We start from the raw sequence: 12,303 nt of genomic DNA on the forward strand, positions 1-12,303 counted from the left end.
TCAGGCGTCGTCGCTGTCGTCGGGCCGCAGGGCCTGCTCGAAGAAGCGCGTGAGCGCGCGGGCGCGGCGGCGGCGGTCGGCCACGGGGTTCGCGTGCGGCCCCATGGCCACGGCATCGTCGGCCACGCCGTGCAGCGCATTGAAGAGGATCACGGCCGTCAGCGTCGCGTCCTCGACCTCCCACACACCCGCGGCGTCGCCCTGCTTCAGCAGGGTGACCAGCTGCGTGATGACGACGTTGTCGTTGCGCATGCGCCGGTCCTCGGGCCGGTACTCGTGGAACACCACATCGTGCAGCGCGACGTTGTCCAGGTAGGTCTCCAGCCCCGTTTCCACCCAGGCCTTGAGCCGCGCGCGGTACTTGCCCGGCGCGTGGCGGTCCATCGCCTCCTGCAGGCGGGCGCAGAAGGTGTCGACGAAGCGCTGCTGCAGCGCACCGAGCAGCGCCTCCTTCGACGAGAAGTACAGATAGAAGGTGCCCTTGGCCACCTGCGCGCCGGCCGCGATGTCGTCGATGCTGGTGGCGGCAATACCCTTGGCGATGAACAGCTGCTCGGCGGCGTCCATCAGCGCGACGGCGCGGGTCTGCGGCGCCTTGGTGCGGCGGCGTGCGGTGCTGGCGGAGGTGTCGTCGGGGCTGCTGCTTGTCATGGTCAGGTACCGGCGCGTGCCGTGTCGATGGCGGCGTGCACGGCCGCAGCATCGAGACGCAGGCCGCGCGGGGCCAGCACGCGCTCGCGCAGCCAGGCCAGGGCCTCGTCGGTGCGGGCGAAGGTGCTCGCGGGAATGCCGAAGAGTTTTTCGACGTTCATCTTGCTGATCTTCTCGAACTGGTCGGCGGGCACCACGCTCGCCATGCCCATCATATGGCGGCGGATGTCGGCGCCGCGCGCCTGCAGCCACTGCTTCGCACTCTGGGCGCTGCCCTCGGGATGCACCAGCGCGTCGGCGTCCGCGAACACGCGCAGCGAGACAAAGGGCTCGCCGCGGTCGAGCCAGCGGTTCCAGTCCTCGGTGAAGGCCTGCAGGCTTTCCAGCGTCTGCAGGCCTGCGGACACGCTGATGACCAGCGGCCATTGACTGAGCTCGTGACGGATCATGAAAGACTCCTTGTAGATAACCGGAAGGCGCCGGGCACTGCGGCGCAGGAAGGGAATGCGGACGGCGGGCATGGCGAACAGCTCAGGCGCGCGTGGCGGCTGCGAGTGCGGCGGCACGCGGCCTGACGCGCAGCAGCAGCCCCGCCGCCACCAACCCCGCCACGCCGGCACAGGCCATCGCCGCATGGAAGCCGCCCGCGAGCGCATCGCTCAACAGCCGCTGCGCGGTGCCGGCGTCGAGCGCTGCGAGCGCGCCGAGGTCGTGCCGCGAGACCGCGGCCACCGCCGCCTGCGGTGCATCGGGCACGCCGGCACGCGCAAGCGATTCGGCCATCAGCGCGGTGGCGCGCGTGCGCATCAGCGTGCCGAGCAGCGCGATGCCGATCAGCATGCCGCCCTGGCGCAGCGCGTTCATGGTCGCCGAGGCCATGCCCGAGCGCTGCGCGGGCACCGAGGCCATCACCGCCGTGCTCGTCGCCGGCACGGCCAAGCCCGCGCCCGCCCCCAGCGCCACGAAAAGCAGCGCCAGCGGCAGGTACGGCGTGTCGGCCGAGAACAGCGTCAGCAGCAGCATCGCCACGCCAATCAGCCCGTAGCCCGCGACCATCAGCGTGTGCACCTCGAAGCGGCGCGCCAGCCGGCCGAACTGCGAGGCCACGAGGCCGGTCGCCACGAACTGCGGCACCAGTCGCCAGCCGGTCTCGCTGGCCGACCAGCCCTGCACCTGCTGCAGGAACAGCGAGAAGAAGAACAGGCTGGCGTAGGTCGAGAAGCCCAGCACGAACGAGGCGAAGTTGGTGACCGAAAAGCGCGCGTCGCGGAACAGCGCGAGCGGCAGCAGCGGCCGTTCCACGCGCGCCTCCACCGCCAGGAACAGCGCCAGGCCGACACCCGCCGCGACGAGCGCGACCACCGCGTGGCGCGAGCCCCAGCCGTGCTCGCCCGCGGCAATGAGCCCGTAGGTCAACGCGCCCAGCCAGAGCACGCTGAGCACCTGCCCGGCCGGGTCGAGCGCTGCATGCTCGGGGTGCGAGGACTCGCGCAGGCCCCACATGCCCAGCGCCACGGTCAGCACGCCGATCGGCAGGTTGATGAGGAAGATGCTCTGCCAGCCCGCGTGGTCCACCAGCAGGCCGCCGAGCATCGGCCCGAGGATCAGCGACAGCGCCGTGAACGACGACCAGCCGCCGATCACCCGCGCGCGGCTCGCCGGCTCGGGGAAGGCGTGCGCCAGCAGCGACAGCGCACCCGGAATCATCAGCGCGCCGGCCACGCCCTGCACCGCGCGGCCCGCGAGCAGCATCGGCAGGCCCGACGCCATCGCGCACATCGCCGAGCCCACGGTGAAGACCACCACGCCGGCCAGCCACGCGCGCTTGCGGCCGTAACGGTCGCCGATCGGGCCGGCCGACAGCATGAAGGCCGACAGGCACAGCGCATAGATGTCGATCACCCACTGCAGCCCGGCCAGGTCGGTGGCGAGCGCGCGCTGCAGCGTGGGCAGCGCCACGTTGACGATGCTCACATCGAGCGTGGCAATGAAGCTGCCGAGGTAGACCGCCGCCACCAGGGCCAGGCGGCGGCGCGGATCGGCAGCCGCCGACGGGGAATGGGAGTCCATGGACGCCTTCGGGTCAGGAACGAAGAAGGCGCCGATACTGACTTTGAGTCAGTATTTTGTCAACCAAATGAGAATTACTGTTATTTGCAACGTGGGATTCAAACCGCCGTCACAGCTTCAATCCCCAGGTCGCCTTGGCGCCCAGCGCCAGCACGCCGCCCACTACCCAGAACACGCCGGCAATGCCGATCAGCGCGCCGAGCGAGCCGAACAGCATCGGCATCGCGACGCTCGATGCGTTGATGGTCATGAGCCGCAGCCCCAGCGCCTCGCCGTGCCGGGCATGCGGCGTGATCTGGTGCAGCATGCTCATCACCATCGGCTGCACCGCGCCGAGCGCAAAGCCCAGGATCACGGAGCAGATGCCCATGGTCCACGGCGAATCCAGCAACGGATAGACGGCGAACACGGCAGCGGTGACGACCGTCGAGCTCAGGATCACGCTGCGCTCCGAGGCGCGCGACGCGATCAGCGGCAGCACCACGCGGATGACAGCCGCGGCGATCGCGAAGGCACCGAGGATGGAGCCGATCACCGAAGCGCTGATGCCCCGGTCGTGGCCCAGCACCGGCAGCACGAAGGCGTGCACGTCCCAGCTCGACGACTGCAGCCAGTTCACGAACAACAGACGGCGGAACATCGGCTCGCGCAGCAGGTCCCAGGCCCGCGTGGGCGCGGCGCCCGGCACCGGCGCCACCCGCGGCGGCTCGTGCGCGCCGCGCGCCAGCAGCCAGCACAGCAGCGGCAGGAAGGCCATCACGGCGAAGCAGATGCGAAAGGCCAGCAGGTCGGCCGGCGCGCGGCCGGCGTGGTCGATCAGCATGCCGGCCAGGAAGGGTCCGACGAAGTTCGCCGCGGCGGGCGCGATGGCCAGCCAGCTGAACACGCGCTTGAGTTGCGTCGGGTCGGTGGCCGAGCGGCCCACGTGCCGCTGCAGCGCGATGACGGTCGCACCGGTGGCGCCGCCGGTCAGCAGCGCGGCGATGCACATGACCGGGAACACCGGGAAGACCAGCGCCAGCCCTGCCCCGCCCGAGGCCGCGATCACCGACAGCCACAGCGGGCGCTTGAGCCCGTGCCGGTCGGCAAAACGCCCGGCCGGCAGCGCAAGAAACACCTGGGTCAGCGCGAACAGCGCGATCAGCAGGCCGACGGCCGCCGCGCTGTAGCCTTGCTGCAGCGCGAGCAGCGGGGTGGCGAGCCGCATGCCCGCCATCGTGGCGTGCAAACAGACCTGCGCCACGATGACGCGCAGCAGTTCAGAACCTTTCACGGGGTGTCGTCGGCCTCGCTGTCAGTGTCGGCCGTGGGCGGCAGCAACGCCTGCGACTGCGCCTCGGGCAAGGCCTCGACCTTGCGCAGCGCCAGGCGCATCTGCTTGGCGCGCGTGTCGGCCTTGTCGATGGTGTCGGAAGCCTTGGCCACCTGTTCCTTGATGCGCGCCACCCATTCGCCGTAGCGCTCGAACTCGGTCTTGACCGCGCCCAGCACCTTCCAGACCTCGGAGGCCTGGCGCTCCAGCGCCAGCGTGCGAAAGCCCATGTGCAGGCTGTTGAGCATGGCGAGCAAGGTGGTCGGGCCGGCCAGCGTCACGCGGTGCTGGCGCTGGATGGCGTCCATCAGGCCGGGGCGGCGCAGCACCTCGGCGTAGAGGCTTTCGACCGGCAGGAACAGGATCGCGAAATCGGTGGTGTGCGGCGCTGCGAGGTAGTTCTCGGCGATCGACTTGGCCTCGACGCGGATGCGCGTCTCGAGCGCCTTGGCCGCGGCCTCGGCGCCGGCGGCATCGGCGCGCTCGTGGGCGTCGATGAGGCGTTCGTAGTCGTCGCGCGGGAACTTGGCGTCGATCGGCAGCCACACCGGCGCGCCGTCGTCGCCGCGCCCCGGAAAACGGATCGCGAAGTCGACGCGCTGGCCGCTGCGCGGCTTGGTCTCGACCTGGCGCGCGTACTGCTCGGGCGTGAGCACCTGCTCGAGCAGCGCCTCGAGCTGCACTTCGCCGAACACGCCGCGCGTCTTCACGTTGGTCAGCACGCGCTGCAGGCTGCCCACGCCGACGGCCAGCGTCTGCATCTCGCCCAGGCCCTTGTGCACCTGCTCGAGCCGGTCGGCCACCTGCTTGAAGCTTTCGCCCAGTCGCGCTTCGAGCGTGCTCTGCAGCTTCTCGTCGACGGTCTTGCGCATCTCGTCGAGCTTGGCGGTGTTGCTCTGCTGCAGCTGGGCCAGCTGGGTTTCCATGGTCGTGCGCACCTCGGCGAGGCGGCGCGCGTTCGATTCGCTCAGGCCCTGCAGTTGGGTGTTCAGCGTGTCGGCCAAAGTTTTCTGCAGCGACGCGAGCTGCAGCGAGAAGGCATCGAGCTGCGCGTTCTGCGTGCGCGTGGCCTCGGCGCCCTGCTGCGTCAATGACTGCTGGAAGGTAGCGAAGGCCTGCGTGGTTTCCTGGCGTGCGCCGCGCGAGCTTTCGCCGATCTCGTGGCGCAGTTCGCGCTCGGTGCGCTCGTGGGCGCGGCCCATGGCGGCGAGCACGCCCAGCATTTCGCTGTGATCAGGGGGGGGTGGCCGGCGGGCCAGCAGCCAGATGACCAGCACCAGCTGCACCACGGCGAATGCGGCCAGTGCGAGAAGAATCAGATCCGTCAGTTCCAAGGTGGGGGCGTGTCGCGCTCGCGGTCAGGTTTCAGGTTACTTCGTGGCCGCCGGCACCGGCGTGACCGGCGTCAGAGGCCCCTTGCCGGTGCCCCAGGCGATGAGGTTGTCGGCCGCGAGGTCGGCCATGGCGCGGCGCGTGGGCACGGTGGCGCTGGCGATGTGCGGCGTGAGCACCACGTTGGGCACGGTGAGCAGGTCGGGGTGGACCTTGGGCTCGCCCTCGAACACGTCGAGGCCGGCGGCGGCGATGCGCTTCTCGCGCAGCGCCACGGCCAGCGCGGCGTCGTCGACGATGCCGCCGCGCGCGATGTTGACCAGCGTGGCGGTCGGCTTCATGAGCGCGATCTCGGCCGCGCCGATGGTGTGGTGCGAGGCCGGCGAGTACGGCACGACCAGCACGACGTGGTCGGCGGTCTTGAGCAGCTCTTCCTTGCCGACATAGCGGGCCTTGCACTCGGCTTCGAGCGCGGCATCGAGGCGCGAACGGTTGTGATAGATCACGTTCATGCCGAAGCCGTGCGCACCGCGCCTGGCAATGCCCTGCCCGATGCGGCCCATGCCGATGATGCCCAGCGTGGCGCCGTGGATGTCGGAGCCGGCGAACATGTCGTAGCTCCACTTTTCCCACTTGCCGGCGCGCAGGAAGTGTTCGCTCTCGGTGATGCGGCGCGCGGTGGCCATGAGCAGCGCAAAGCCGAAGTCGGCCGTGGTCTCGGTCAGCACGTCGGGTGCGTTGGTGCCGAGCACGCCGCGCGCGGCCATGGCGTCGACGTCGAAGTTGTTGTAGCCCACGGCCATGTTGGCGCAGATCTTCAGCTCGGGGCAGGCGTCGAGCACCGCGGCATCGATGCGCTCGCTGCCGGTGGTGAAGGCGCCCTGCTTGCCCTGCAGCTTGGCGATCAGCTGGTCCTTGCTCCAGGTCTCGTCGGCCTGGTTCGACTCGACCTCGAAATGCTGCGCCAGGCGCGCGAGGGTCTCGGGGAACACCGCGCGCGCGACCAGGATCTTGGGCTTGCTGCTGCTCATGGAACGTGTCTCTTTCTTTGAAGGGCTGGAAGGATCAACGGAAGAAGATGAAGGTGCACAGGACGAACAGCGGGATCAGGATCGCCCCCGACCACGCCATGTAGCCGAAGAAGCTGGGCATGCGCACGCCGCGGCTTTCGGCGATGGCCTTGACCATCAGGTTCGGCGCGTTGCCGATGTAGGTGTTGGCGCCCATGAACACGGCGCCCGCCGAGATGGCGGCCAGCGTGCTGGCATAGGTGGTCATGAGCGCCGCCGGGTCGCCGCCCGCCGTGTTGAAGAACACGAGGTAGGTCGGCGCGTTGTCCAGGAACGAGCTCAGGATGCCGGTGGCCCAGAAGTACATGGCCGGGTCGGGCTGGCCGTCGGCGCGCGTCACGGCCGCCACGATGGCGCCGAACGGGCCTTGCGTGCCGGCCTTGAGCATGGCGATCACCGGGATGATGGTCAGGAAGATGCCGGCGAAGAGCTTGGCCACCTCGGCCATCGGGCCCCACTCGAACTGGTTGTCGGCGTGCACCTTGGGCGACGTGAGCTTGTACGAGACGATGGCGATCAGCGCCAGCCCCACGTCGCGCACCAGGCCCGGCAGGCCGACCTCGGTGCCGAACACGTCGAACACCACGGGCGATTTCCAGAACCCGCTCAGCAGCACCAGCGCGACGATGCCGCCCAAGAGCCAGAAGTTGGCCGCGCCGTCGAAGCCCAGGCGCGGGGTGTCGGGTGTCGGGTCGACGGGCAGCACGCCGTCCTTGCGATAGAAGTGGCGGTCGATGACATAGAAAAGCGCCAGCAGCACGGCCAGGATGAAGATGGTCTCGGGCAGGATGTGCTGCGCGGTCCAGAAGAAGCCCACGCCCTTGAGGAAGCCGAGGAACAGCGGCGGGTCGCCCAGCGGCGTGAGCGAGCCGCCCGCGTTCGACACGATGAAGATGAAGAACACGATCACGTGCACCTTGCGCTGCCGGTTGTCGTTGGCCCGGATCAGCGGCCGGATCAGCAGCATCGAGGCGCCCGTGGTGCCCATGAAGCTCGCGAGCACCGCGCCGATGGCCAGGATCGCCGTGTTGAGCCCGGGCGTGCCGTGCAGGTTGCCGCGGATGTGGATGCCCCCCGCCACGGTGAAGAGCGCCGTGAGCAGGATGATGAACGGGATGTACTCGGCCACCAGCGCATGCACCAGTTGCACGCCCGCCAGCCCCGCGCCGTAGGTCGCGGCAAAGGGCAGCAGGAAGGCCAGCGCCCAGGCGGCGGAAATCTTGCCGTAGTGGTGGTGCCAGAACGCGGGCGTGGCCAGCGGCAACAGCGCGATGGAAAGCAGGATGCCGGCGAACGGCACGCCCCACAGCGGCGAGAGCGCGGCACCGTCGAAATCAGCGGCGAAGGCCAGGGCGGGAAAGAGCATCGGCAGCGCCGCGGCTGCCGTCAGTCGGATCGTTTTCTTCATGGGGGCTGTACCGTACCAGACAGGTCAGTACAGCCTTCAAACGGGGGGTTGTTCGATCTCGAACACCTGGCGCAGGTAGGCCAGGTATTTCTCGTCCTCGCACATGTTCTTGGACGGCGTGTCCGACAGCTTGGCCACAGGCTGGTCGTTGCACTGGATCATCTTGATGACGATCTGCAGCGGCTCGTAGCCCAGGTCGTTGGTGAGGTTGGTGCCGATGCCGAAGGCCAGCAGGCAGCGACCGCGGAACTGCTGGTACAGCTCGATGGTGCGCGGCACCGTGAGGCCGTCGCTGAAGATCAGCGTCTTGGTGAGCGGGTCGACCCGGTTCGCGTGGTAGTGCGCCAGCATGCGCTCGCCCCACTGGAACGGGTCGCCGCTGTCGTGGCGGGCGCCGTCGAAGAGCTTGCAGAAGTACAGGTCGAAGTCACGCAGGAAGGCGCTCATACCGTACACGTCGGACAGCGCGATGCCCAGGTCGCCGCGGTATTCACGCGCCCAGCTCTCGAAGCCGAAGATCTGGCTGTCGCGCAGCCGCGGGCCCAGGGCCTGGCAGGCCTGCAGGTACTCGTGCGCCATGGTGCCCAGCGGAATGAGCCCGAGCTTCATGGCGTACAGCACGTTGCTGGTGCCGGCCAGCTGCGGCAGGTGCTCGCCCGCGGGCGACTTGGCCGGCGGCGAGGCCACGGCGCCGAGCCGTTGCGTCAGCGTGCGCAGCACCTCTTCATGCCAGTCTTTCGAGAAGCGGCGGCGCGTACCGTAGTCGGCAATCTTGAGGTCGCCCAGGCCGGCCTCCTGCAGCTGGCTGATCTTGAGGTCGAGGCGGCGGCGGCCTTCCTCGAAGTCGGGGTTCTTCTGCGTGTTGCGAAAGTAGACCTCGTTCACGATGGCCAGCACCGGGATCTCGAACAGGATCGTGTGCAGCCACGGGCCCTTGATGCGGATCTCGAGCTCGCCCGAGGGCTGGGGAATGACGTTGATGTACTTCTCGTTGAGCCGGAACAGGCCCAGGAAGTCGACGAAGTCGCTCTTGATGAAGCGCATCGAGCGCAGGTAGGCGAGTTCGGCGTCGCGGAACTGCAGCGAGCACAGGCTGCGGATCTCGTCGCGGATCTGGCCCGCGAACTGCGCGAGATTGACGCCCGGGTTGCGGCACTTGAAGCGGTACTCGACCCGCGCCCCCGGAAAGTGGTGCAGGACCACCTGCATCATCGTGAACTTGTAGAGGTCGGTGTCGAGCAGGCTGTGAATGATCATGGTGCGGTGCGCGGTGTCTCGGGTCTCTGGCGTCGGCGTCCGTTCCATTATCACGGCCTGCGTCGGCCTGTGCCTACGAGGGTCGGACTGCACGTCCTACCGGCAGGGGGAATCACTCACGCGACATTGATTTCACGGCGGCGGCATGTTCCGCCGGGTCATCACTCTTACGCAAGGAGATTCACATGAACAAGGACACCATCGAAGGCAACTGGAAGCAGCTCAAGGGCAAGGTCCGCGAGCAGTGGGGCAAGCTGACCGACGACGACTTCGACGTCATCGCCGGCAAGCGCGACCAGTTGCTGGGCCGCATCCAGGAACGCCACGGCATCAGCCGCGACGAGGCCGAGAAGCAGGTGAAGGACTGGGAATCGCGCGACGGCCGCTCGCCGGACGCGCTCTGGTTCGAGAAGAACTGAGAAAGAACGCGCCCTCCGCCCTCCTCTGTCACTCACGCTCACCGCAAAGGACACACACCATGAAAAAACAGCACCTCGTCATGCTCGCCCTCGCCTCCACCTGCTTCGTCGCCGGCCAGGCCGGAGCCATGACCAAGGACGAGTACAAGGTCGCCAAGGAAAAGGTCGAGGCCGACTACAAGGTCGCCAAGGCCCAGTGCGACACGATGAAGGACAACGCCAAGGACGTCTGCCAGAAGGAAGCCAAGGGCAAGGAAGAAGTGGCCAAGGCCGAGCTGGAGCAGCAGTACCAGCCGAGCGACAGCCATGCCCGCAAGGTGGCCGAAGAGAAGGTGAAGGCTGCCTATGAAGTCGCGAAGGAAAAGTGCGACGACCAGACCGGCGCTGCCAAGGACGCCTGCGTGAAGCAGGCCAAGGCTGATGAAGCCCAGGGCAAGGCCGACATCAAGGCCATGAAGAAGACGATGTAAGCGGGGCTGCGGCCCCTCTCACGGACGGCGCCTGCGGGCGCCGTTTTTCATGGGCGCTCAGGCGCGCAGCGAATCGACCACCTGCTGCAGCGCCTCGGGCAACGGCACCGGCCGCTGCGTCGCGCGGTCGACGTACACATGCACGAAGTGCCCCTGCGCGGCCGCGGTGTCGGAACCCTCGGCGAACAGCGCGATCTCGTAGCGCACGCTCGAACGACCCGCCTGCGCCACGCGGATGCCCGCCTCCACCGTCTGCGGGAAGGCCACCGGCGCGAAGTAGTTGCACTGCGTCTCGACCACGAAGCCGATGGTGGAGCCGCCGTGGATGTCGAGCGCGCCGCGCTCGATGAGCAGCGCGTTCACCGCGGTGTCGAACCAGCTGTAGTAGACGACGTTGTTGACGTGGCCGTACATGTCGTTGTCGGCCCAGCGCGTCGGGATGCTGCGAAACGCCCGGTAGGCGCTGCGGGTGTGGGGCGTGGGCTTGGGGGTTGGTGCGGGTGTGGTGGGGGCGCTCATCGCGCGGCATTTTGCCAGCGGCGCCAGTAGTCCAGCGCCACGCGGAAGGTGCCCAGCTGCACCTGCACCGTCTCGGCGATGTCGCTGGCGTAGCCGCCGGCCATCGCGAAGGCGGTCGGAATGCGGCGCTGCCAGGTCCAGTCGAACACGCGGCGGTCGCGCGCCTCCAGGCCGTCGAAGCTCAGCTTGAGGCGGCCCAGCCGGTCGCGCTCGAAGGGATCGGCGCCGGCCAGGTAGATCACGAGGCCGGGCGAGAAGCGCCGGTCGAGTTCGTCGAGCGCGTGCTCCAGTGCCGCGAGGTAGTCGGTGTCGCCGCAGCCGTCGGGCAGCTCCACGTCGAGGTCGCTCGCCTCCTTGCGGAACGGGAAGTTCTTCTGGCCGTGCACCGACAGCGTGAACACACTCGGGTCGCCCTGGAAGATGCGGGCGGTGCCGTTGCCCTGGTGCACGTCGAGGTCGATCATGGCCACCCTGAGCAGCCGGCCGGTGCGGGCCTGCTCGACCTGCATCAGCCGCGCAGCCACCGCCGCGTCGTTGAAGACGCAGAAACCGCTGCCCTTGTCCGCGTAGGCGTGGTGCGTGCCGCCCGCCATGTTGGCCGACACGCCGCCCGCGAAGGCGGCGCGGCAAGCGGCGATGGTCGCGCCGGTGGAGCGGCGCGAGCGCTCGACCATCGCCTCGCTCCACGGAAAGCCGATCTCGCGCATGGCCTGCGGGCTCACGCGGCCTTCGCTGACGGCGGCGATCCATTCGGGGGTGTGGGCCAGCGCCAGCTCGTCGTCGGTGGCGCGCGGGGCCGCGTCCATCTCGACGTCCGGCAGCTGCTCCTGCAGGCGATCGCGCAGCATCGCGTAGCGCGACATGGGAAAGCGGTGGCCCGGCGGCAGGGGCAGGACGAACTGCCCGGAATAGAAAGCACGCATGGCCTTCATTCTGGCGGCGCGCCCCGAAGTTGCCGAATTTAGAAGGCCGCTTCTAAATTGCTGCACAGCAGCAAAAACCGCTTGATCGCTGCGTTCAGCTGCCTATACTTCAGGCCATGCTGCACCGCAACATGAACGACGAGGCGCAGCGCAACGTGAATCGACCACCCCATCATCCTTTCTGGAGATCTCAAATGGCCCTGACCGCTGACCAAATCCTCGCCGCTCAAAAAGCAAACCTCGAAACCCTGTTCGGCCTGACCTCCAAGGCTTTCGAAGGCGTTGAAAAGCTGGTCGAACTGAACGTGACCGCTTCCAAGGCCGCCCTGACCGAAGCCCAGAGCACCGTCCAGGCCGCCCTGAGCGTCAAGGACGCCCAAGAGCTGCTGACGCTGCAAGCCAGCCTGTTCCAGCCCCTGGCTGAAAAGACCGCTGCCTACAGCCGTCACCTGTACGACATCGCCCAAGGCACGAACGCCGAATTCTCGAAGGCTTTCGAAGCCAAGGCCGCTGAAGCCCAGCAAGCCTTCGTCGGCCTCGTCGACAGCGCTTCCAAGAACGCCCCCGCCGGTTCGGAAACCGCCGTCGCCGTGCTGAAGAGCGCCGTGGCTGCCGCCAACAACGCTTTCGAATCGGTCCAGAAGGCCGTCAAGCAAGCGTCGGACGTCGCCGAAGCCAACTTCAACGCCGTGTCGACCCAAGCCGTCGCCGCTGCCAAGACGGCCACCGCTTCGCGCAAGCGCTAAGCACCGACCACCACCAGTTGTCTCCTTGGGTCCTCACGGATCCAATTCAGGGCCTCGTCTCACGACGAGGCCTTTTTTTTGGCCCGGCGGCCGTCTTCGATAATGCGGGTCTCATTTCAGGAGACT

General features: G+C 68.1%; 13 protein-coding genes. 3 read left to right on the forward strand and 10 right to left on the reverse strand.

The window, feature by feature from the left end:
• The 8 genes from AC3WQM_RS19880 to pncB form a co-directional block, all read right to left on the reverse strand.
• Window positions 1-651 carry a TetR/AcrR family transcriptional regulator gene (locus tag AC3WQM_RS19880; protein WP_492681070.1) on the reverse strand — a complete coding sequence of 217 codons (651 nt, stop codon included), beginning with the start codon at window positions 649-651 and terminating at the stop codon, window positions 1-3.
• A gap of 2 nt (window positions 652-653) precedes the next feature.
• Complete coding sequence (locus AC3WQM_RS19885; protein WP_139705435.1) at window positions 654-1,100, reverse strand: hypothetical protein; 447 nt, start codon at window positions 1,098-1,100, stop codon at window positions 654-656.
• Between the two features lie 82 nt (window positions 1,101-1,182).
• A complete protein-coding gene (locus AC3WQM_RS19890; RefSeq protein WP_492681072.1) occupies window positions 1,183-2,721 on the reverse strand; it encodes an MFS transporter in 1,539 nt (512 codons plus the stop codon).
• A 109-nt stretch (window positions 2,722-2,830) separates the two neighbouring features.
• On the reverse strand, window positions 2,831-3,994 hold the full coding sequence (locus AC3WQM_RS19895; protein WP_492681074.1) for an MFS transporter: 1,164 nt from the start codon (window positions 3,992-3,994) through the stop codon (window positions 2,831-2,833).
• Window positions 3,991-5,361: a DNA recombination protein RmuC gene (locus tag AC3WQM_RS19900; protein WP_492681436.1), complete on the reverse strand. Its 1,371-nt coding sequence runs from the start codon at window positions 5,359-5,361 to the stop codon at window positions 3,991-3,993. Before AC3WQM_RS19900 ends, AC3WQM_RS19895 begins: the two co-directional genes overlap by 4 nt.
• Window positions 5,362-5,403: 42 nt before the next feature.
• Window positions 5,404-6,396: a 2-hydroxyacid dehydrogenase gene (locus AC3WQM_RS19905; RefSeq protein ID WP_492681076.1), complete on the reverse strand. Its 993-nt coding sequence runs from the start codon at window positions 6,394-6,396 to the stop codon at window positions 5,404-5,406.
• 34 nt (window positions 6,397-6,430) lie between these two features.
• Window positions 6,431-7,843, reverse strand: coding sequence for a sodium:proton antiporter (locus tag AC3WQM_RS19910; RefSeq protein ID WP_492681078.1), 1,413 nt, complete (start codon window positions 7,841-7,843; stop codon window positions 6,431-6,433).
• A 36-nt stretch (window positions 7,844-7,879) separates the two neighbouring features.
• Window positions 7,880-9,100 carry a nicotinate phosphoribosyltransferase gene (gene pncB, locus AC3WQM_RS19915; protein ID WP_062470551.1) on the reverse strand — a complete coding sequence of 407 codons (1,221 nt, stop codon included), beginning with the start codon at window positions 9,098-9,100 and terminating at the stop codon, window positions 7,880-7,882.
• Between the two features lie 185 nt (window positions 9,101-9,285).
• Here pncB and AC3WQM_RS19920 point away from each other — a divergent pair, with 185 nt between their 5' ends.
• Complete coding sequence (locus AC3WQM_RS19920; protein ID WP_062470554.1) at window positions 9,286-9,519, forward strand: CsbD family protein; 234 nt, start codon at window positions 9,286-9,288, stop codon at window positions 9,517-9,519.
• A 59-nt stretch (window positions 9,520-9,578) separates the two neighbouring features.
• Window positions 9,579-9,989 carry a hypothetical protein gene (locus tag AC3WQM_RS19925; protein WP_492681080.1) on the forward strand — a complete coding sequence of 137 codons (411 nt, stop codon included), beginning with the start codon at window positions 9,579-9,581 and terminating at the stop codon, window positions 9,987-9,989.
• A 57-nt stretch (window positions 9,990-10,046) separates the two neighbouring features.
• On the opposite strand, the gene AC3WQM_RS19930 is transcribed toward AC3WQM_RS19925, so the two are convergent.
• Both AC3WQM_RS19930 and AC3WQM_RS19935 read right to left on the reverse strand, forming a co-directional pair.
• Complete coding sequence (locus tag AC3WQM_RS19930; protein WP_492681082.1) at window positions 10,047-10,508, reverse strand: acyl-CoA thioesterase; 462 nt, start codon at window positions 10,506-10,508, stop codon at window positions 10,047-10,049.
• A complete protein-coding gene (locus AC3WQM_RS19935) occupies window positions 10,505-11,440 on the reverse strand; it encodes a histone deacetylase family protein (protein ID WP_492681084.1) in 936 nt (311 codons plus the stop codon). The genes AC3WQM_RS19930 and AC3WQM_RS19935 overlap by 4 nt, the downstream gene beginning before the upstream one ends.
• A gap of 185 nt (window positions 11,441-11,625) precedes the next feature.
• Between AC3WQM_RS19935 and AC3WQM_RS19940 the strand changes: the two genes are divergently transcribed.
• A complete protein-coding gene (locus tag AC3WQM_RS19940) occupies window positions 11,626-12,177 on the forward strand; it encodes a phasin family protein (protein WP_099796175.1) in 552 nt (183 codons plus the stop codon).
• The last annotated feature ends 126 nt before the right edge of the window (window positions 12,178-12,303 follow it).

The sequence above is a fragment of the Variovorax sp. FW301-JW7 genome, from assembly GCF_058788795.1.